We start from the raw sequence: 18529 nt of genomic DNA on the forward strand, positions 1-18529 counted from the left end.
GAATTTCAGTTCAGCGAGGGATTGCGCGGGCGATAGCCGCCGGCCTTGTCCTTGATGAAGATCTCGGCGACCTGAGAATGCCGGACCGGCTCGCCGGAATCGTCCGGCAACAGGTTCTGCTCCGAGACATAGGCGACGTATTCCGACTCCGCGTTCTCCGCGAGCAGGTGATAGAACGGCTGGTCCTTGTGGGGCCGCACCTCCTCGGGAATCGACAGCCACCACTCCTCGGTGTTGTTGAATTCCGGATCGATGTCGAAGATCACCCCCCGGAACGAGAAGATCCGGTGGCGAACGACCTGTCCGATCTGGAATTTCGCGGTCCGCGCTTTAATCATCCCCCGTCGATAGACCAGGATTGTGGCCGATGCTAGTGCCCAGGTCTGGAATTAACCTTCGTTTCCGGGGCGGATAGCCCCCAAGACTTCAGAAAACACTTCATCAATGGTCGATATCCTCAATCTGGCGCTGCCTTATTTCGGCTTGATCTTCGTTGGTTTCGCGTGCGGCAAGGTCAAGTCCCTCCCGGAATCGGGCCTCGCCTGGATGAACTTCTTCCTCCTCTATGTGTCGCTGCCGGCGCTGCTGTTCGCGATCATGTCGAAGACGCCGTTTTCGGAATTGAATAACCCGCCGTTCCTGGTAGCGACCACGCTGTCGACGGTTGCAGCGTTCACGCTGGCGCTGATGGTCGGCAAGCTGCTCGGCGGGCTGACGCTGCGCGAAGCGACGCTCGCCGGCCTCTCCGGCGGCTACGGCAATATCGGCTATATGGGGCCGGGCTTGGCGCTCGCGGTGCTGGGGTCGAAGGCGGCGGCGCCGACGGCGCTGATCTTCTGCTGTGACAGCATCTTCCTGTTCACGATCGTGCCGCTCCTGATCGAGCTTTCCGACCGCGATCATCCCTCGCTCGTCCACGCCTTTGGCGTCGTGCTGAAGCAGATCGTGCTCAATCCGCTGATCATGTCGGCCTGCTTTGGCGCGGCCGTCGCAGCGCTTCATATCGAGCTGCCGGTCGCGCTCGATCGCACCATCACCTTCCTCCAGAACGCAGCCGCGCCGACCGCGCTGTTCGTGCTCGGCGTGACGGTGGCGCTCCGCCCGTTCGACCGGGTGCCGTGGGAGGTGCCAGGCGTGATCGCGGTCAAGCTCCTGATCCATCCGCTCACGGCGTTCGCTCTGATGCTGGCGTTCGGCCCGTTCGCGCAGCCCTGGGCCGCCACCGCCGTCCTGATGGCCTCGCTGCCGCCGGCGCTGAATGTGTTCGTGATCGCCCGACAGAACGACGCCTGGATCGAATCTGCCTCCGTGGCGGTGCTGCTGGGAACGTTCGCGTCCGTGGTCACGCTGACCAGCGTGATGTGGGCGATCCAGAGCGGGCGGCTGGCGTTTCCGTGAGGGGCCGGAATGTGCACCTCTCCGCAACGGGGAGAGGTGTTCGAGCACGCCCTTGGCGAGTCAGCCCGCGGGCTACCGCCGCCACGTCGGCGTCAGCCCTTCGCGCATCGCAAACCGCCGGAGCGGGCCGATGGCGCCGAGCAGGTGCATGCCGACGGCGCGGACCGGCTGGAGCGGCAGGAAGTCGTTGAGCAGTGAGCGGTTGGCGATGTCGATCGCAAAGGTGCGACTCAAAATGTCCGGCCGCCGCGCGCGCTCGTAACGCTTCAGGACCTCGTCGGCGCCGGGATCCTGCCGCGAGGCGATGGCTTCGCCCGCGAGCCGTGCCATGTCGGCGGCATCGCGCAGGCCGAGATTGAGGCCCTGGGCGCCGATCGGCGGAACGACATGGGCGGCTTCGCCGACCAGCGCGATGCGGTCGCGGCCGAAGGATTTTGGACGTTCGATCGCGAGCGGGAACAGGTTACGGCCGGGCTCGACCGACATGCGCCCCAGAATCGAATGCGACTGCTTCTCGATTGCGGCGGACAGCTCCTCATCGCTCAAGCCGCGAAGCCGTTCGGCCTCCGCAGGCGCCGAGACCCAGACGACGCTGGAGCGGTTGCCGGGCAGGGGCACGAACACGCAGGGACCGTGCGGCGTGTGGAACTCGGTCGAGACATTGCGATGCGGCCGGGCGTGGCCGACGTTGAAGGTCAGCGCGGTCTGGTTCAGCTCGCGCCGCGTCACGGCGATGCCGGCGGCCTCGCGGCACAGCGAGTGCCGGCCGTCGGCACCGACCACCAGGCGGGCCGAGAGAAACTGTCCGGAGGCCGTGCGCACCGCGACGTCATCGGCTTCGATGACGACGCTTTCGGCCTCGTCGTCGAAGCGGACGAGGTTGGCCAGCTCAGCCGCGCGCGCCTCCAGCGCCAGCATCAGCGAGCGGTTGTCGATGTTGTAGCCGAACGCATCGAGGCCGATTTCGTGACAGGAGAAGCGGACCTCGGGGCTGCGGAATAGCCGGCCGGTGTCGTCGACGAGACGCATGACCTCCAGCGCTGCCGCCTTGTCCTTGCAGCGCGACCAGACGTCGAGCATCTCCAGCAGGTCGATGGAGGCACCGAGCAGCGCGGTGGTGCGATTGTCGGCGTAGGGCACGCGCCGGGCCACCAGCGCGGTCCGTGCACCCGCTTGCGCCAGCGCGATGGCCGCCGCAAGTCCCGCCGGTCCGCCGCCGATCACGGCCGCGTCATGGAGTGTCGATGCATCTGTCATGGAACGACATTTGACACGCCCCGCGGCAAATTCAAGCCCGCTGATTTTGCCTGATTTTATGACGAATTGTGCGATCGTGCGCCGCAATGTCGGATGTGCAAACCGGTCGCATTCTGATAGCAGAAGCCATGGACACGCAGCAGGATTCCCTGAAGCCGAGACCGGCGATCCGCGCCGCAGCCTTCTCGGTGCACATTTTCACCGCGTTCGGTGCGGCGGTCGCGCTCTTGGCGATGCTGGAGGCCGTGCGCGAGCACTGGGCGGCGATGTTTCAATGGCTCGGCGTCGCGCTGATCATCGACGCGATCGACGGGCCGATCGCGCGCCGGCTCGACGTCAAGAACGTGCAGCCGAACTGGTCGGGCGACGTGCTCGATCTCGTGGTCGACTTCGTCACCTATGTGTTCGTGCCGGCCTATGCGATTGTGGCGAGCGGGCTGTTGCTGCCGGTCGCAGCTCCGTTGCTCGGCGTCGCCATCATCGTCACCAGCGCATTGTATTTCGCCGATCTGCGCATGAAGGCCGACGACAATCATTTCCGCGGCTTCCCGGCGCTGTGGAATGCGGCGGCCTTCTACCTGTTCCTGCTGCATTGGCCGCCGCTCTGGTCGACGCTGCTGGTGGCCGCGCTCGTCGTGCTGACCTTCGTGCCGTTCCATGTGCTGCATCCGGTCCGCGTCGTTCGGCTGCGCTGGCTGACGATGTCGCTGATCGCGATCTGGGCGGTGCTCGGCCTCTACACGCTGGAGATGGATTTTCGCGTCGGCACCGGCGTCACCGTCGCGCTCTGCGCCATCGCGCTCTGGATCACCTTTAGCGATGCCTTGATCCGCCTCGCGAGATCCTTCGCGTGATGCACCTGCTGACCAGCCCCGAAGCCTGGGCGGCGCTGCTGACGCTGACGTCGCTCGAGATCGTGCTCGGCATCGACAACGTCATCTTCCTGTCGGTGATCGTCTCGCGCATCCCCGAGCAGCAGGCGCACCGCGCCCGTCAGATCGGGCTCGCGCTGGCACTCGTGTTTCGCATCATCCTGCTCAGCGTCCTCGTCTGGCTGATCGGCCTGACCGTGCCGGTGTTCTCGTTTGCCGGCTACGACTTCTCCTGGCGCGATCTCATCCTGATCGGCGGCGGCCTGTTCCTGATCGCAAAGGCGACGCACGAGATTCACGGCGAGGTCGAAGCCGATGACGGCGAGGCCGACGAGGGGTCCGCGGGCAACGCGTTCTTCTGGGTGATCGTCCAGATCGTGATCATCGACATCGTGTTCTCGCTGGACTCGATCATCACCGCGATTGGCATGGCCCAGGACATCGAGATCATGATCGCGGCCGTCGTGATCGCCTGCCTGGTCATGTACATTTCGTCCGGGCCGGTGTCGCGATTCGTCGCGGAACATCCGACCACGAAGATGCTGGCGCTGGCCTTCCTGGTGCTGATCGGCGTCGCGCTGGTTGCGGACGGATTCAAATTCCACATTCCACGCGGCTACATCTATTTCGCAATTGCGTTCTCGGCGGCGGTCGAATTCTTCAACGTGCTGGCCAAGCGCAACCGCAAGAAAACCAGCAAGCAGTCGGTCTAGTCGTTCCCGTCGGCGTCGAGTTGACAAGGCGGGCGCGATGTCTTTCGCTCAGCCCTGGAGAAGAGGAGGTCAGGCGATGACCAAAGCCATCCGTGTGCACAAGGTCGGTGGCCCCGAAGCCCTGGTCTATGAGAGCGTCGACGTGCCGGCGCCTGGGCCGGGCGAGGTGCGCATCCGCCAGCATGCGGTGGGCCTCAACTTCATCGACGTCTACTACCGCACCGGCCTCTATAAGGCGCCGGAGCAGCCCTTCATCGCCGGCAATGAGGCTTCCGGCGAGGTTGTCGCGGTTGGAGCTGGCGTCACGCATTTCCATCCCGGCGACCGCGTCGCCTACTACCACAATCTCGGCGCCTATACCGGCGAGCGCAACATCCCCTGGGAGAAGCTGGTCAAGCTGCCCGACCACATCACCTACGAGCAGGGCGCCGTGCTGATGTTGAAGGGGCTCACCGTCTGGTATCTGCTGCACAAGACTTTCAAGGTCGAGCCGCACCATCGCGTGCTGATCCATGCTGCGGCGGGCGGCATCGGCTTGCTTGCCTGTCAATGGGCGCGGGCGCTCGGCGCCCATGTCATCGGCACCGTCGGCTCGCGCGAGAAGGCCGAGCTTGCTGAGGCCAACGGCTGCGACCACGTCATCCTCTACAACGAGGAGGATTTCGTTGCGCGCGTGAAGCAGATCAGCCGCAACGAGGGCTGCGACGTCGTCTATGACGGCGTCGGCAAGGCGACCTTCCCGGGTTCGCTGTCCTGCCTGAAGCCGCGCGGCATGTTCGTCTCGTTCGGCAATGCCTCCGGTCCCGTGCCGCCGTTCGCGATCGCCGAGCTCAACAATCACGGCTCGCTGTTTGCGACACGGCCCAAGCTCAACGACTATGTCGGTACGCGCAGGGAGCTGTTGGAAGGCGCCGACACGTTGTTCGCCGCCGTCATCAACGGCAAGCTGCACGTGCCGATCAACCACGCCTACGCGCTGAAGGACGCCGCCAAGGCCCATATCGATCTCGAAAGCCGCAAGACCACGGGGGCGTCGATCTTGAAGCCTTAGGTCTTCCGTCACCGTCCGCTCTCGTGTCCCGGACGAGCTGCAATGCGCGAGCATTGCAGCGCTGAGCCGGGACCCGTATGCAGCGCGCGATGCGGAGAGATGGGCCCCGGCTCTGCAGCGCACCGCCGACGGGGCGCTGCGTTGCGTCCGGGGCACGGGACGTATCTTACGCGACTCTCCGTGCCGCGCCGGCCTTGGTCAATATCCCGTCGAGGCAATCGATCATCTCGGCGATCTCTGCCTTCGTGACGTTCAGCGCGGGCATGAAGCGCAGCGTGTCAAGCTGCGGTGCGTTCAGCAGCACGCCGGCTTCGAACGCCTGCGCGACGATGCTTGGCGCGATCGGCAGCTTGAGGTCGAGCGCGAGCAGCAGCCCGCGTCCGCGCACGCCGCCCAGGCCATGCCGCGCGGAGACCTTCTGCAACTCGCTCTCGAGCAAGAGGCCGGTCTCGGTCACCGCCTTGAGGAAGTCGGGCTTCTTGATCTCCTCGAGCACCGCAAGACCCGCCGCGCACATGATCGGGTTGCCGTTGAATGTGCCGCCCTGGTCGCCGTGCTCGAAGCAGGAGGCGCGTTCGGTCGCGAGCAGGGCGGCGAGCGGCACGCCGCCGCCGATGCCCTTGCCCAGCGTCATGATGTCGGGTGCGATCCCGGTGTGCTCGTAGTGGAAGAGTTTTCCGGTCCGGCCCATGCCGGTCTGGATCTCGTCAAAGATGAGCAGCAGGCCGTGCGCCTCGGTCAGCGCGCGCAGCTGCTGCAAGAATTGATCAGTCGCGGGCCACACGCCGGATTCACCCTGGATCGGCTCGAGCATCACCGCGACGGTGTTGTCGTTGATCAGCTTCTCGACCGAGGCAATGTCGTTCAGCTTCGCCTTCTTGAAGCCGGCGACCTTCGGCTCGAACAGCGGCGCGAACGCCTTCTTGCCCGAGGCCGACATCGTCGCCAGCGTCCTGCCGTGGAAGCCGCCTTCGAAGCTGATGATCTCGAACGCGCCGCCCTTGTGCAGGCTGCCATATTTCCGCGCGAGCTTGATCGCGCCTTCATTGGCCTCCGCACCCGAGTTGGCAAAGAACACCTGATCGAACGCACTGTTCTCGACAAGCGCCTGCGCCAGCTTGAGGCTCGGCTCGTTGTAGAAGGCCGGGCTCGGCGTCAACAGCCGCTTGGCTTGCGCGCTAAGCGCGTCGGCGATCACGGGCGGCGAGTGGCCGAGGCAGTTCACAGCCCAGCCCTGCACGAAGTCGAGATAGCGCTTGCGGTTGTCGTCCCAGAGGTAGGAGCCGGCGCCGCGGACGAACACGGCCTTGGGCCGTGCGGTGATGTCCATCAGCGCGTCATACGGATGGGTGGCGGTGGTCATGTCGAACTCCTCTGGAGGCGGGTGGAAAGCGGGCGCAAAAGCAGAAAGGCCGCACCTTGCGGGTGCGGCCTTCTCGAAAACTGGCTGAATTCAGTGGTTCAGCGGCGTCGTCGGACATGGCGCACCCTCTCATCGTCGCGGAAGCGACGACGGAGCATTTCGGTGCGCAGGTTGGTCCGAGAGTTGATCATGGGGCGCGTCCCTACAGCCGAATAGCAGAACTTGTCAAGCAGGCATTTTGCATGATGCTCGCCGAGCGTGCATCGGTCAGGTCGAATGCGCGGCTTCCTCGTTGTCGCCTTTGCCCCAATCCGCATCCGCAATCGCCGTGTCGATCAGCTCGCCGCGCATCAGCTTCAGCGGTGAATTCCAATACAGCGCGATGTTGTGGAAGGGTCGGTCAGCAGCTTGAACACTCAGACGAGGCCGGTCGTGACGTCGCGCGTGACGAATAGCTGCAGCATGGCTCACGCAGCCTGCTCCCGATACCGGTTGTTTCACGCCGTTTCATCGCTCGTCGCGCAGCAACCATCGCATCGCTGGCGCGTTTGTGATCAAAGCACGCGATTTGGTTCGAACCGGTCGCGACTCGGCTCAGACCAAGAGTAGCGGGACCAACGAGACAGTTCAGCCTTGTCCAACACGCCTTACCCGATCGACCTCGACAGCATCCGCGGCGCATTTCCGCCGGGCATCGACGCGCCGCCGCTGCTGGTCGATTTTGCCGCCTGGCTCGAGGGGCGCCCCTGGGGCAGCGTCGGCCGCTTCTCCTTGCAAGGCCAGTTCTCCGATTCCGCGCCGATCGTCGACGGCAGTCCGTTGCGCGACAGGTTCTCGCTGTTCATGCGACTGCCGGATGGTTCGGCCGTCGGCGGCTGGTATGGCGCCGGTCTCGACCGCGACAATCCGCCGATCGTCGGGCTGGGATCGGAGGGCGATTACGAATTGCTGGCGCCGAGCCTCGACGGCTTGCTCGCAAAACTGACGTCGCAGCAGTTCGACAAGGCCTGGAGCGATCTCCTGCCGGATGAGGAGGTCGAGTGTCAGACCGTCGAGCTTGCGCAGTGGCTCGCACGGCGGCCGATTGGCGAGCCGGCGCCTTCCGAGAGCGACGCTTCGGATTTGCCCGACTTCCGGGGCTTCATGGAACAATGGGTGCGGGAGCGCGAGGAATATTGGGCCAATCACCGCCTGATGGCCGAGCTCGGCTGGCGACTCGCCGCGCATCTGCCCGATGGCAAGAAGCCATGGGACCAGACGCGCTTCGAGATCGCCATCGTCGGCGCACAATATCAGGCGCGCGTGCTGAGGCGCGGGCCGCAGCCTTTCGAGGAGGCCGCCTCGATCGAATCCCTGCTGCGCGATCTGCGCGAGGAGATGCGCCGCGCACAGCCCGAGCTCGGGCTGTGGTACGCGATGAATTTCGGCCTCCATGCCGATGGCCGCATCATGCCGAGCTTCGAATACGATTTGCACCCGACCATCGATGGCGAGCCGGCGCTGCTGTCCGAAGCGAAGGCCGATCTCGCCCGCGCGCCAAGGCCGGAGCGCTGGGTGCCGAAGTGGCTGGCGTGACGGGGCTGTAGAAGGGCGACGTTAGCAGCTAGGACTCTCGTACCCACAGGAGTTGCCCGGGCTTGTCCCGGGCATCCACGTTCTTTGCGCGTGGGGAGGACGTGGATGGCCGGGTCAAGCCCCGGCCATGACGACGTGGAAGCGTCGGTGAGCCCAAAACGCCCCCTCAGAATCCCGCGACGCTGCCGTGTAGATCGTATTCGTCCGCGCGCTCGATCTTCGCGGTGACGATCTCGCCGACACGCAAGGGGCGGCGGCTGGAGAGATAGACCGCGCCGTCGATCTCTGGCGCATCGGCCTTGGAGCGGCCCTTTGCCACGGTCGGACCGACCTCGTCGATGATGATCTGCTGGCGCGTGCCGACCTTGCGCTTCAGCCTGCGCGCCGAGATCTTCTGCTGCCTGGCCATCAGCGCGTTGTAGCGCTCCTGCTTGACCTCTTCGGGCACGGGGTTCTCGATCGCATTCGAGGTGGCGCCCGCCACCGGCTCGTATTTGAAGCAGCCGACACGGTCGATCTCGGCTTCATCGAGCCAGTCGAGCAGATAGGCGAAATCGGAATCGGTCTCGCCGGGGAAGCCGACGATGAAGGTCGAGCGCAAAGCGAGATCGGGGCATTCCTCGCGCCAGCGCTTGATCCGCGCCAGTGTCTTGTCCTGCGCCGCCGGGCGCTTCATCGCCTTCAGCACCTCGGGGCTCGCATGCTGGAACGGGATGTCGAGATAGGGCAGCACCTTGCCCTCGTTCATCAGCGCGATGACCTCGTCGACATGCGGGTAGGGGTAGACATATTGCAGCCGGACCCAGGCCCCGAGCTCGCCGAGCTCGCGCGCGAGGTCGAGGAACTTGGCGCGGACCTGGCGGTCCTTCCACGGGCTCTCGGCGTATTTCAGGTCGACGCCATAGGCCGAGGTGTCCTGCGAGATCACCAGCAGCTCCTTGACGCCTGCGCCGACCAGACGTTCGGCCTCGCGCAGCACGTCATTGGCCGGGCGCGAGACGAGATCGCCGCGCAGCTTCGGGATGATGCAGAAGGTGCAGCGGTTGTTGCAGCCCTCGGAGATCTTCAAATACGCGTAGTGCCGCGGCGTCAGCTTGATGCCCTGCGGCGGCACCAGGTCGAGATGCGGATTGTGCGCCGGCGGCAGCGCGCGGTGCACAGCGTCGAGCACGCTCTCATATTGCTGCGGCCCGGTGATGGAGAGCACGCCGGGATAGGCCTGCTCGATCGCTTCCGGTTCAGCGCCCATGCAGCCGGTCACGATCACCTTGCCGTTCTCGGCCATGGCCTCGCCGATCGCCGAGAGCGATTCCTGCTTGGCGCTGTCGAGGAAACCGCAGGTGTTGACGATGACGATATCGGCCCCGTCATGCTTGCGGGCGAGCTCATAGCCCTCCGCGCGCAGGCGCGTGATGATGCGCTCGGAATCCACCAATGCCTTGGGACACCCGAGCGACACGAAGCTGACCTTGGGCGCAGCCGTCTGATCCATATCTGATCTGCCTGATTGACCGGCCTGAGCTAGTCCCAATTGCCCATAATTACAACCCTTTGCAGGGCGTTCGGGCGTGCTATGGATGAATCACCTGCCGTGAGTGAGCCATGAGCGCCGAACAGTCGCCCAAAATCGTGATCGTCGACGAAAGCCCGATCCGGGCCGCGATCCTGGAGGAGGGTTTGCGGGAGGCCGGATTCACCCAGGTCGTCCATATCCGCGAGATGCAGAGCCTGCTCGCCCGTATTTATGCGGTGGACCCCGACATCATTCTGATCGATCTGGAGAACCCCAGCCGCGACGTGCTGGAGGCGATGTTCCAGGTCAGCCGCGCCGTGAAGCGGCCGATCGCGATGTTCGTCGACCAGAGCGATTCAGCCTCGATCCAGGCCTCGGTCGAGGCGGGGGTGTCGGCCTACATCGTCGACGGGCTGAAGAAGGAGCGCATCAAGCCGATCCTCGACCTCTGCGTGTCCCGCTTCAACGCCTTCGCCAAACTCCAGGAGGAGCTGGAGCGCACCAAGTCGCAGCTCGAGGACCGCAAGATCATCGAACGCGCCAAGGGCATCCTGATGAAGGTGAAGGGCCTGACCGAGGACGAGGCCTATGTGCTGCTGCGCTCCACCGCGATGCGCGAGAAGAAGAAAATCGGCGAGATTGCGCAGTCGATCATCACCGCGTCGGAGATGCTGAAATGACCGCCACCCTCCGCATCGGGTTCATTCCGCTGGTCGATGCCGCCGCCCTGATCGTCGCGGTCGACAAGGGATTTGCCGCCACTGAGGGGCTCGAGGTCGAGCTGGTGCGCGAGGTCTCCTGGTCCAACGTCCGCGACAAGCTCAACATCGGCCTGTTCGACGCGGCGCATCTCTTGGCGCCTGTCGCGATCGCGTCCTCGCTGGGGCTCGGCCACGTCAAGGTGCCGATCGCAGCGCCTTTCAATCTCGGCATCAACGGCAACGCAATCACGGTGTCGCCGGCGCTCCATGCCGCGCTGATGGAGGAGATCGAGGGCGATCGTTTCGACCCGATGGCGACCGCGAAGGCGCTGGCGAAGGTCGTTGCCGTCAGGCGCAAGCTAGGCGCCGAGCCGCTGACCTTCGGAATGACCTTCCCGTTCTCGACGCACAATTATCAGCTGCGGTTCTGGATGGCCGCGGCGGGCGTTGATCCCGACGAGGACGTGCGCCTCGTGGTGCTGCCGCCGCCCTATATGGTCGACAGCCTCAAGAACGGCCATGTCGATGCGTTCTGCGTCGGCGCGCCCTGGAACTCGATCGCGGTCGACCTCGGCATCGGCCACATCCTGCATTTCGTCTCCGACATCCTGGTCCGAGCAGCGGAGAAGGTGCTGGCGGTCCGCCAGACCTGGGCCGACAAGAATCCGGATGTGGTCGCAGCCCTGGTGCGGGCCGCGGTGAAGGCGGCCGAGTTCATCGAGCATCCCGAGAACCGGGCCGAGGCGGCGGAAATCCTGGCGCAGCCGGAACGGATCGGCGTCGACGCAGAGGTCATCCAGCGCACCCTCACCGGGCGCCTGAAGATCTCGCCCGATGGCACTTTCCGCGAAAGCAGCCGCTACCTTTTGGTCGGACGCGAAGGGGCAGGGCGGCCCGATCCGGTCCAGGCCGCCTGGCTCTATGCGCAGATGGTGCGGTGGGGACAGACGGCGCTGACCCCTGACGGCGTCAAGACGGCGATGGCGGTGTTCAGGCCCGATCTCTACGACGCGGCGCTCGGCAACAGCACGCCGGCCGAAGCTCCCGCAGCGTTCGGCGCCTTTGCCGGCCCGGCGTTTGACCCGACCGATATCCGCGGACATCTCGAGGCCTTTGGGGTCGGGCGCTGGAAGGCCTGATTCGGAGTTGCGTCGTTTTTGAGCATACCGCCTGCCTGGCTAATGTTTGAGCGCGCTGCTCGAATTTCGGGAGAGTTCCCAGGCGTGGATCCACTCGGCCTCCTTTTAACTCTCTGAAATTTCAAGATTTTTGATTCCCGCCAAGCTGGCACGCAACTTGAATATTGCACTGCGGCCAGCTTGTCATAGGTGCCTGCTGAGCCAAGTCCCACAGCAACGAAGCTGATCGGACCGTCGGGTTGCGAAGCAGGCGTCAGAGCCAGCTGAGTTTCCCGCGGGTCGCGCAATTTTCCGTCGATGCCACCGAGGTGGCCGCAGGAGCTTCGTTACACACCATGAAAATCGATACGGTCTCAGTCGACTTTACCGACGAGCAGAAACGCTATCTCGAAGGCTTCACGACGGGCCTGCAGATCAGCCGGGTCGGCCGCGGCCTTGGCACGGGCACCGGCAAGACGAATGCCGAGCCGACCGGTCCCGATGCCGTTCACATCAAGGCGCAGGACAAGGTGATCGCGGCGGGCAAGAAGCTTGCCGACCAGGAGAAGTTCAAGCGCGAGGAGCATCCCTTCGACGCCTATCCCCGGCTGCGCCAGCAGGCGCGCGACAACACCCCGCCGAGCCCGGCGGACAATTTCCGCTGGCGCTATTACGGCATCTTCTATGTCGCGCCGACGCAGGACTCCTACATGTGCCGCCTGCGCATTCCGAACGGCATCATGAAGCACTGGCAGCTGTCGGGCCTTGCCGATCTCGCCGACGAGCTCTGCGGTCCCTACAGCCACGTCACGACGCGCGCCAATCTCCAGCTGCGCGAGATCCCGCCGAAGCACGCGATCAGGATGATCGAAGGCATCCAGGACCTCGGCCTGTGCTCACGCGGCTCCGGCGCCGACAACATCCGCAACGTGACGGGAACGCCGACGGCCGGCATCGATCCGCAGGAAATCATCGACACGCGGCCCTATGCGCGCGAGTGGCACTATCACATCCTCAACGACCGCTCGCTCTATGGCCTGCCGCGCAAGTTCAACGTCGCCTTCGACGGCGCCGGCAGGATCGCGGTGCTCGAGGAGACCAACGACATCGCCTTCACCGCGTACGAGGTGAAGGACGGTTTCGGCGTCGAGCCCAGCATCTGGTTCCGGCTCGGTCTCGGCGGCATCACCGGCCACAAGGATTTTGCAAAATATTCCGGCATCATCGTCAAGCCGGAGCAGGCGACTGCCGTCGCCGACGCCATCGTGCGCGTGTTCATCGATCATGGCGACCGCACCAATCGCAACAAGGCACGGCTGAAATACGTGCTCGACAGCGTGGGCCACGACGGCTTCCTCAAGCTGGTCGAAGAGCGGCTGAAGAAGCCGTTCACGCGTGTGCCGGAAGAGGCGTTTGCGCCGCGGCCTGCCGCCGACCGTCTGGCCCATATCGGCGTGCACAAGCAGAAGCAGGACGGGCTCAACTGGATCGGCGTGTCGCTGACGCTCGGCAAGCTCACCTCCGATCAGATGCGCGGCCTCGCCAAGGTTTCGCGCGATCTCGGCGACGGCGAGATCCGTCTCACGGTCTGGCAGAACCTCCTGCTTTCAGGCGTGCGCGACGAGAATGTCGAGCTTGCCGTCGCGGCCATCAAGCAGATCGGGCTCGCAGTCGAGGCCTCGCACATCCGCGCCGGCCTGATCGCCTGCACGGGCAATGCCGGTTGCCGCTTTGCCGCTGCCAATACCAAGCGCCACGCCGCCGAGATCGGCGACTGGTGCGAGCCGCGCGTCGCGATGGACAAGCCGGTGAACATCCATGTCACTGGCTGTCACCATTCCTGCGCGCAGCACTACATCAGCGATATCGGCCTGATTGGCGCGCGTGTGCCGGTCGGCGAGGAAGACACGGTCGAGGGCTATCACCTCTTCACCGGCGGCGGGTTCGGCCCCGATGCCGACGTCGGGCAGGAAGTCTATCACGACCTCAAGGCCGAGGACGCACCGAAGACGGTCGAAAAACTGCTCAAGGCCTATATCGCCCATCGCTCGTCTCCCGATGAAACCTTCCTGTCCTTTGCGCGCCGCCACGACGGCGAGACGCTGCGCAAGCTGGCCGATGCACAGGTGTCCGCATGAACCAGATCACCCCACCGCCGAAACTCGACCTCATTCCCGCGAGCGCGCCGTTCTCCGATGCGCAGCGTTCCTGGCTGAACGGCTTCTTCGCCGGGCTGCTGTCGCCGGACGTTGCCGCGCCGCTGTCGGCGGAGCAGGGCGCCGCCGTCATGCAGGGAGCGGCCGGCGACGGCGATGACGGCGAAGCGCCATGGCATGACCAGACCATGCCGATCGCCGAGCGGATGAAGCTCGCCGAGGGACGCCCCCTGCGGCGCAAGATGATGGCAGCGATGGCGCAGCAGGATTGCGGCCAGTGCGGCTACAATTGCCACGACTATTCGGAGGCGATCGCGAGCCGCAGCGAAGCGCGGCTCAATCTGTGCGTTCCCGGCGGCAAGGAAACCGCGCGGATGCTGAAGTCGCTGTACGAGGAGCTCGACAAGGCGCCCGTGGCGAAAGCTCCCGAGAAGACGGACGCGGTGGCCGCGCCGGCCGTGACCGTGACCATCGCAGAGCCCGGCCGCTCGCGCGACAATCCGATTCAAGCGACGTTCCTGTCGCGCCGTCTTCTCAACAAGGGCAAGTCGGAGAAGGAGACCTATCACATCGAGTTCGATCTCTCCGAGAGCAAGCTCGACTATGTCGTTGGTGATTCCTTCGGCGTCTTCCCGCGCAACGATATCGGCCTCGTCGACCAGGTCATCGCGCTGCTCGGCGCCTCCCACACCACCAAAGTGAACGGCAAGACGCTGCGCGAGGTGCTGATCGATGACGTCTCGCTGTCGCCGGCGCCCGACACGCTGTTCGAGCTGATCTCCTTCATCACCGGCGGCGCGCAGCGCGAGAAGGCGCGAGCGCTGGCGCAGGGCGAGGATCCCGATGGCGATGCCGCGACCCTCGACGTGATGGCGGCGCTGCAGAAGTTTTCCGGCACGCGGCCGCATCCGGAGGCGTTCGTCGAGGCGCTGGAGCCGCTGCAGCCGCGGCTTTACTCGATCTCGTCCTCGCACAACGCGACGCCGGGAAAACTGTCGCTGACAGTCGACTCGGTGCGCTACGTCATCGGCAAGCGCAAGCGCCTCGGCGTCGCCTCGACCTTCCTCGGCGAGCGCATCGCCGAGGGCGAGAAGCTCAAGGTCTATGTGCAGAAGGCGCACAATTTCGGCCTGCCGCAAGACCCGAAGACGCCGATCATCATGGTCGGACCCGGCACCGGCATCGCGCCATTCCGCGCCTTCCTGCTCGATCGCAAGGCGACCGGCGCGCCCGGCAAGAACTGGCTGTTCTTCGGTCATCAGCGCAGCGATTGCGATTTCTTCTACCAGGAGGAGCTCAACGCGATGAAGACCTCTGGGCTGCTCACGCGCCTGTCGCTGGCCTGGTCGCGCGACGGCGAGAAGAAGTTCTACGTGCAGGACCGCATGCGCGAGGTCGGCCGCGAGCTGTGGACCTGGCTCGCCGAAGGCGCGCATCTCTATATCTGCGGCGATGCCAAGCGCATGGCCAAGGATGTCGAGCGCGCGCTGGTCGATATCGTCGCCCAGTTCGGCGCGCGTTCGACGGATGAGGCCGTCAGTTTCGTTGCCGAGCTCAAGAAGACCGGCCGCTTCCAGGCGGACGTGTACTAACCACTGCCACTCCGCCGTCGTCCGAGCCGGTTCCAACTGGCTCGGATTTGAACGAATAAAATTCCCGGAACCTGCACTTCAAGAGAATTTACAGCTGCGATGCTGTCTCCTCGGAGAAGGCGCATCGCTATTTCCGCCACCGTCTTGCCTGCCCCCCGGCTTGATCCTTCATACTCCCGCAAATGGGGCGTTGGAGATCGACCATGCGCGCACTATCGGCTGAAGCCAGGCTGCACTTCTACGCGCGTTCGCTCTCGCGTCGGACCGGGGCGAGCATGCACCACGTTGCGATGTACAGCGCGTTTGCGGTGATCGCGGCGATCGTGTTCGGGACGCTGTCGGTGCACCCATTCTGATGCTCTCGTCGGGTGGGCAAAGGCGCATAGCGCCGCGCCCACCCTGTACCCTTCTTACGTATCTCACGCGCGCTTGAACGGCGCGACCTCGATCCCGGCTTCCTTCAACGCCTGACGTACGCCACGCGCGATCTCGACCGCGCCCGGCGTGTCGCCGTGGATGCAGACCGTGTCCGTGCGCATCTTGATCACCTTGCCGGTCACCGAGACCACCGCGCCGTCCTGCACCATGCGCACCACGCGGTCGGCGATCGCCTTGGCATCGTGCAGCACCGCGCCCGGCTTCTTGCGCGAGACCAGATTGCCGTCGTCCTCGTAGGCGCGGTCGGCGAACACCTCGTGCACCATCGGCAGATTGGCCGCTTCGCCGGCCTTCACCAGTTTCGAATTGGCGAGCACGACGAAGATCAGGCTGGGATCGACCGCCTTGATGCCGGCGGCGATCGCCTTCGCGGTCATGTCGTCCTCGCAGGCGACATTGGAGAGCGCGCCGTGCGCCTTCACATGGGTGACCTTGTGGCCGGCCGCGGTCGCGATCGCCTGCAGCGCGCCGATCTGGTAGGCGACGAGGTTCTCGATCTCGGAGGCCTTGAGCCCTGCGATCGGGTGGCGGCCGAACCCGTGCAGGTCGCGGTAGCCGGGATGCGCGCCGACCGAGACGCCGCGCGCCTTTGCCAGCTCCACCGTCCTGCGCATGATGTCGGGGTCCCCGGCGTGGAAGCCGCAGGCGACGTTGACCGAGCTCGCCAACTCGATCATGGCGGCATCGTTGCCCATCTCCCACGCGCCAAAACCTTCGCCGAGGTCGCAATTAAGATCGACTGTCTTCATGGGGTGCTCTCCGCCTCTGGTCTTGTTGCCGTTTACGGCTCCGCCGCGACTTGCCACGTCCCGGCATCGACCGCGCTGACCGCATAGCCCGCCACGTTAGCATCGCTGAGCGCCTCGATGTTGAGCGCGACGGTGTCGGAGGAGCGCAGGCGATCGGGTAGGCTGCGGATCAACTGCGCGAATTTTCGCGCCTCGTCCTGCGCTTCGGAAATGCTGACGGCCTTGAAGCGGAACGCGGTTCCTGCCGAGGTCTGCGCGAGGCGGCCGATATCGGCCGTAATCACCGTTGCGATCTTCGGATAGCCACCGGAGGTGCCGCGGTCCATCATCAGCGCGATCGGCGCGCCGTTGCCGGGCACCTGAATGCTGCCATTGACCGTGCCGTCGGAGACGATGTTGTGGCCGTGCAGATGCTTGATCGCGGGGCCTTCGAGCCGGTAGCCCATGCGGTCGGAGGTGGCCGAGATCTTCCACTCGCTGTTCAGGAACAGCGCCTTGTTGGCCTCGTCGAACTCGTCGTCCTGCGGCCCCAGCACCACGCGGATCGGGCCGCTCGCCGGCTTCGGCAGCTCGATGCGCAGCTCCGGTGCACCGCTCGCGGCATCGACCGTGAACTCGTCGCCGGCCTGGAGCGGGCGCGGGTAGGGGCTGCCGAGGCCGGCGCGCGCATTCACCGCGAGACTGCCGAACACCGGCTCGCCCTTGATGGCGCCTTCGATTGCCAGATACGTGAACGCGCCGCCGCGGGCAAAGCCGAGCGTCAGCGTCTCGCCATCCTTCAGCGTCACCGATGTGTCCATCGCGACCGGGTTTCCGGCGACGTCCGCATTGCGCGGTGCGCCTGATAGCGCCACGCGCACGGCGCCGTCGCGGGCTGTGAAGGAGGCGCCGAACGGGCCGATCTCGACGGCGGCCGCGAAAGGCTCGTTGCCGACGAGCGTGTTCGCCGCCGCAAGCGACAGCCGGTCCATCGCCCCGCTCACCGTCAAGCCATAGCGCTGCGCGCCGAAGCGCCCGCCATCCTGGACGGAGCTTGCAGGGCCGATGCTGGGGACGACGAGCCGGCTCATGCGACCACCTGCTCAGCGATGATCTCGCCGGCTTCCGCAGCGCGATCCATCTCCTCGAACGTCTTGTGGTCGATGGCGAAGAAAGTCACGCGATCACCGGGTTCGGTGAGGAAGGTCGGATTGCGATGGAGCTGATATGTTCTGACAGGCGTACGGCCCAGGAGGTGCCAGCCGCTCGGGGCGGCCAGGCATTGGATGCCGGCCTGGACGCCGCCGATCGAGATCGTCCCGGCGGGTGTCAGCAGCCGCGGGTTTTGCCGCCGCGACATGTGCAGGGACTTGTCGAGGCCACTGAGATAGGACCAACCCGGCGTGAACCCGATCATGGCGACCTTGTAGTCGCCGCCGACATGCCGGGCGACAATATCGTCGGGCGTGGTGCCCAGCGCCTTCGCGACATCCTCGAGATCGATGCCATGCTCGCCGCCATAGGCGACGGGAATGCGCCAGCGGCGCGCCTTGGTGACCGGCGGCAGCGGCTGGGTGGCGATCGCGAGGATCTTTTCGCCCAGCGCGTCGAAACCGATCTTGCCGGGATCGTAATGCACCAGCAGCGAGCGATAGGTCGGTACCGTCTCGGTGATGCCGTCGATTGGGCTCGCTGCGAGCGCCTTGTCCAGCGCCAGCACGCGCTGGTTGGCGTCCTCGTCGATGGTGCGGCTGAACTCGACCGTGACGGCGCTGTCGCCACTGGGCAAAAGGCGGGGCGGGGGAAGCGTCGCGGCCATGGAGCTGTCGAAATCGGGCTTCTGAAGAATGCGGCCCCCGACGTTCGAGTTCCGCTTTGCCCTGCTTCGCGTAAATGCGCCCGCAAGTCCAATAAATTAATGCAAGGGGAAGCGATAAAGCCTTGTTATCGCGTCGCATAATAGCCCAGCGGCCCTGCGTTATTGCCAGCCTCGAGGCCCTTGACGCAAGGCTTGCGGCTCGCAAGATGCGCGCGTTCTTTTCCCGCCTATCCGG

General features: G+C 65.1%; 18 protein-coding genes. 10 read left to right on the forward strand and 8 right to left on the reverse strand.

Features of this window, described 5'->3' with window-relative positions; genetic code table 11:
• Positions 1 to 5: 5 nt before the first annotated feature.
• The gene (hspQ, locus tag BRAD3257_RS19875; RefSeq protein WP_008564941.1) at positions 6 to 338 is read right to left on the reverse strand and encodes a heat shock protein HspQ; all 333 of its coding nucleotides are present in this window, start codon (positions 336 to 338) and stop codon (positions 6 to 8) included.
• A gap of 106 nt (positions 339 to 444) precedes the next feature.
• Between hspQ and BRAD3257_RS19880 the strand changes: the two genes are divergently transcribed.
• Positions 445 to 1398: an AEC family transporter gene (locus BRAD3257_RS19880; RefSeq protein ID WP_122403215.1), complete on the forward strand. Its 954-nt coding sequence runs from the start codon at positions 445 to 447 to the stop codon at positions 1396 to 1398.
• A gap of 72 nt (positions 1399 to 1470) precedes the next feature.
• Here the strand turns inward: BRAD3257_RS19880 and BRAD3257_RS19885 are convergent, their stop codons facing one another.
• Complete coding sequence (locus BRAD3257_RS19885) at positions 1471 to 2655, reverse strand: UbiH/UbiF family hydroxylase (protein ID WP_122403216.1); 1185 nt, start codon at positions 2653 to 2655, stop codon at positions 1471 to 1473.
• Positions 2656 to 2741: 86 nt separating this feature from the next.
• Here BRAD3257_RS19885 and pcsA point away from each other — a divergent pair, with 86 nt between their 5' ends.
• From pcsA to BRAD3257_RS19900, 3 genes are all read left to right on the forward strand, one after another.
• Entirely contained in the window at positions 2742 to 3509 is a 768-nt protein-coding gene (gene pcsA, locus BRAD3257_RS19890) for a phosphatidylcholine synthase (RefSeq protein WP_122403217.1), read from the forward strand.
• Positions 3506 to 4240, forward strand: a complete 735-nt coding sequence (locus BRAD3257_RS19895; RefSeq protein ID WP_122403218.1) for a TerC family protein — start codon at positions 3506 to 3508, stop codon at positions 4238 to 4240. The genes pcsA and BRAD3257_RS19895 overlap by 4 nt, the downstream gene beginning before the upstream one ends.
• Before the next feature lie 76 nt (positions 4241 to 4316).
• On the forward strand, positions 4317 to 5291 hold the full coding sequence (locus BRAD3257_RS19900; RefSeq protein ID WP_122403219.1) for a quinone oxidoreductase family protein: 975 nt from the start codon (positions 4317 to 4319) through the stop codon (positions 5289 to 5291).
• A gap of 166 nt (positions 5292 to 5457) precedes the next feature.
• Here BRAD3257_RS19900 and BRAD3257_RS19905 read toward each other — a convergent pair whose 3' ends face one another.
• Both BRAD3257_RS19905 and BRAD3257_RS19910 read right to left on the reverse strand, forming a co-directional pair.
• Complete coding sequence (locus BRAD3257_RS19905) at positions 5458 to 6654, reverse strand: acetylornithine transaminase (RefSeq protein ID WP_122403220.1); 1197 nt, start codon at positions 6652 to 6654, stop codon at positions 5458 to 5460.
• A gap of 267 nt (positions 6655 to 6921) precedes the next feature.
• Positions 6922 to 7125, reverse strand: coding sequence for a hypothetical protein (locus BRAD3257_RS19910; protein WP_376707312.1), 204 nt, complete (start codon positions 7123 to 7125; stop codon positions 6922 to 6924).
• A gap of 162 nt (positions 7126 to 7287) precedes the next feature.
• Here BRAD3257_RS19910 and BRAD3257_RS19915 point away from each other — a divergent pair, with 162 nt between their 5' ends.
• Positions 7288 to 8229 (forward strand): hypothetical protein, encoded by a 942-nt coding sequence (locus BRAD3257_RS19915; protein WP_122403221.1) that lies wholly within the window; start codon positions 7288 to 7290, stop codon positions 8227 to 8229.
• A 166-nt stretch (positions 8230 to 8395) separates the two neighbouring features.
• On the opposite strand, the gene rimO is transcribed toward BRAD3257_RS19915, so the two are convergent.
• Positions 8396 to 9721: a 30S ribosomal protein S12 methylthiotransferase RimO gene (gene rimO, locus BRAD3257_RS19920; protein ID WP_122403222.1), complete on the reverse strand. Its 1326-nt coding sequence runs from the start codon at positions 9719 to 9721 to the stop codon at positions 8396 to 8398.
• Positions 9722 to 9831: 110 nt separating this feature from the next.
• Here rimO and BRAD3257_RS19925 point away from each other — a divergent pair, with 110 nt between their 5' ends.
• The 5 genes from BRAD3257_RS19925 to BRAD3257_RS40350 all read left to right on the forward strand — a co-directional run bounded on the left by BRAD3257_RS19925 (position 9832) and on the right by BRAD3257_RS40350 (position 15665).
• Positions 9832 to 10422: an ANTAR domain-containing response regulator gene (locus BRAD3257_RS19925; RefSeq protein ID WP_008564898.1), complete on the forward strand. Its 591-nt coding sequence runs from the start codon at positions 9832 to 9834 to the stop codon at positions 10420 to 10422.
• Complete coding sequence (locus BRAD3257_RS19930) at positions 10419 to 11582, forward strand: CmpA/NrtA family ABC transporter substrate-binding protein (protein WP_122403223.1); 1164 nt, start codon at positions 10419 to 10421, stop codon at positions 11580 to 11582. The genes BRAD3257_RS19925 and BRAD3257_RS19930 overlap by 4 nt, the downstream gene beginning before the upstream one ends.
• 335 nt (positions 11583 to 11917) lie before the next feature.
• Positions 11918 to 13699, forward strand: coding sequence for a NirA family protein (locus BRAD3257_RS19935; RefSeq protein ID WP_162500272.1), 1782 nt, complete (start codon positions 11918 to 11920; stop codon positions 13697 to 13699).
• Entirely contained in the window at positions 13696 to 15309 is a 1614-nt protein-coding gene (locus BRAD3257_RS19940) for a sulfite reductase subunit alpha (RefSeq protein WP_122403225.1), read from the forward strand. Before BRAD3257_RS19935 ends, BRAD3257_RS19940 begins: the two co-directional genes overlap by 4 nt.
• A 203-nt stretch (positions 15310 to 15512) precedes the next feature.
• A complete protein-coding gene (locus BRAD3257_RS40350; protein ID WP_164936884.1) occupies positions 15513 to 15665 on the forward strand; it encodes a hypothetical protein in 153 nt (50 codons plus the stop codon).
• Between the two features lie 63 nt (positions 15666 to 15728).
• On the opposite strand, the gene BRAD3257_RS19950 is transcribed toward BRAD3257_RS40350, so the two are convergent.
• The 3 genes from BRAD3257_RS19950 to pxpB are packed head-to-tail and all read right to left on the reverse strand — an operon-like array spanning position 15729 to position 18294.
• Positions 15729 to 16496 carry a LamB/YcsF family protein gene (locus BRAD3257_RS19950; protein WP_122403227.1) on the reverse strand — a complete coding sequence of 256 codons (768 nt, stop codon included), beginning with the start codon at positions 16494 to 16496 and terminating at the stop codon, positions 15729 to 15731.
• A gap of 32 nt (positions 16497 to 16528) precedes the next feature.
• Entirely contained in the window at positions 16529 to 17566 is a 1038-nt protein-coding gene (locus BRAD3257_RS19955) for a 5-oxoprolinase subunit C family protein (protein ID WP_122403228.1), read from the reverse strand.
• Positions 17563 to 18294 (reverse strand): 5-oxoprolinase subunit PxpB, encoded by a 732-nt coding sequence (pxpB, locus tag BRAD3257_RS19960; RefSeq protein WP_122403229.1) that lies wholly within the window; start codon positions 18292 to 18294, stop codon positions 17563 to 17565. Before pxpB ends, BRAD3257_RS19955 begins: the two co-directional genes overlap by 4 nt.
• Positions 18295 to 18529 lie beyond the last annotated feature (235 nt).

This window comes from Bradyrhizobium vignae, assembly GCF_900324035.1.
GTDB classification, from domain to species: Bacteria; Pseudomonadota; Alphaproteobacteria; order Rhizobiales; family Xanthobacteraceae; genus Bradyrhizobium; species Bradyrhizobium vignae.

Coding starts and splice junctions, on each gene's coding strand:
- hspQ (WP_008564941.1), bottom strand. CDS start 338: ATGATTAAAGCGCGGACCGCGAAATTCCAGATCGGACAGGTCGTTCGC.
- BRAD3257_RS19880 (WP_122403215.1), top strand. CDS start 445: ATGGTCGATATCCTCAATCTGGCGCTGCCTTATTTCGGCTTGATCTTC.
- BRAD3257_RS19885 (WP_122403216.1), bottom strand. CDS start 2,655: ATGACAGATGCATCGACACTCCATGACGCGGCCGTGATCGGCGGCGGA.
- pcsA (WP_122403217.1), top strand. CDS start 2,742: ATGTCGGATGTGCAAACCGGTCGCATTCTGATAGCAGAAGCCATGGAC.
- BRAD3257_RS19900 (WP_122403219.1), top strand. CDS start 4,317: ATGACCAAAGCCATCCGTGTGCACAAGGTCGGTGGCCCCGAAGCCCTG.
- BRAD3257_RS19905 (WP_122403220.1), bottom strand. CDS start 6,654: ATGACCACCGCCACCCATCCGTATGACGCGCTGATGGACATCACCGCA.
- rimO (WP_122403222.1), bottom strand. CDS start 9,721: ATGGATCAGACGGCTGCGCCCAAGGTCAGCTTCGTGTCGCTCGGGTGT.
- BRAD3257_RS19925 (WP_008564898.1), top strand. CDS start 9,832: ATGAGCGCCGAACAGTCGCCCAAAATCGTGATCGTCGACGAAAGCCCG.
- BRAD3257_RS19930 (WP_122403223.1), top strand. CDS start 10,419: ATGACCGCCACCCTCCGCATCGGGTTCATTCCGCTGGTCGATGCCGCC.
- BRAD3257_RS19935 (WP_162500272.1), top strand. CDS start 11,918: ATGAAAATCGATACGGTCTCAGTCGACTTTACCGACGAGCAGAAACGC.
- BRAD3257_RS19940 (WP_122403225.1), top strand. CDS start 13,696: ATGAACCAGATCACCCCACCGCCGAAACTCGACCTCATTCCCGCGAGC.
- BRAD3257_RS40350 (WP_164936884.1), top strand. CDS start 15,513: ATGCGCGCACTATCGGCTGAAGCCAGGCTGCACTTCTACGCGCGTTCG.
- BRAD3257_RS19950 (WP_122403227.1), bottom strand. CDS start 16,496: ATGAAGACAGTCGATCTTAATTGCGACCTCGGCGAAGGTTTTGGCGCG.
- BRAD3257_RS19955 (WP_122403228.1), bottom strand. CDS start 17,566: ATGAGCCGGCTCGTCGTCCCCAGCATCGGCCCTGCAAGCTCCGTCCAG.
- pxpB (WP_122403229.1), bottom strand. CDS start 18,294: ATGGCCGCGACGCTTCCCCCGCCCCGCCTTTTGCCCAGTGGCGACAGC.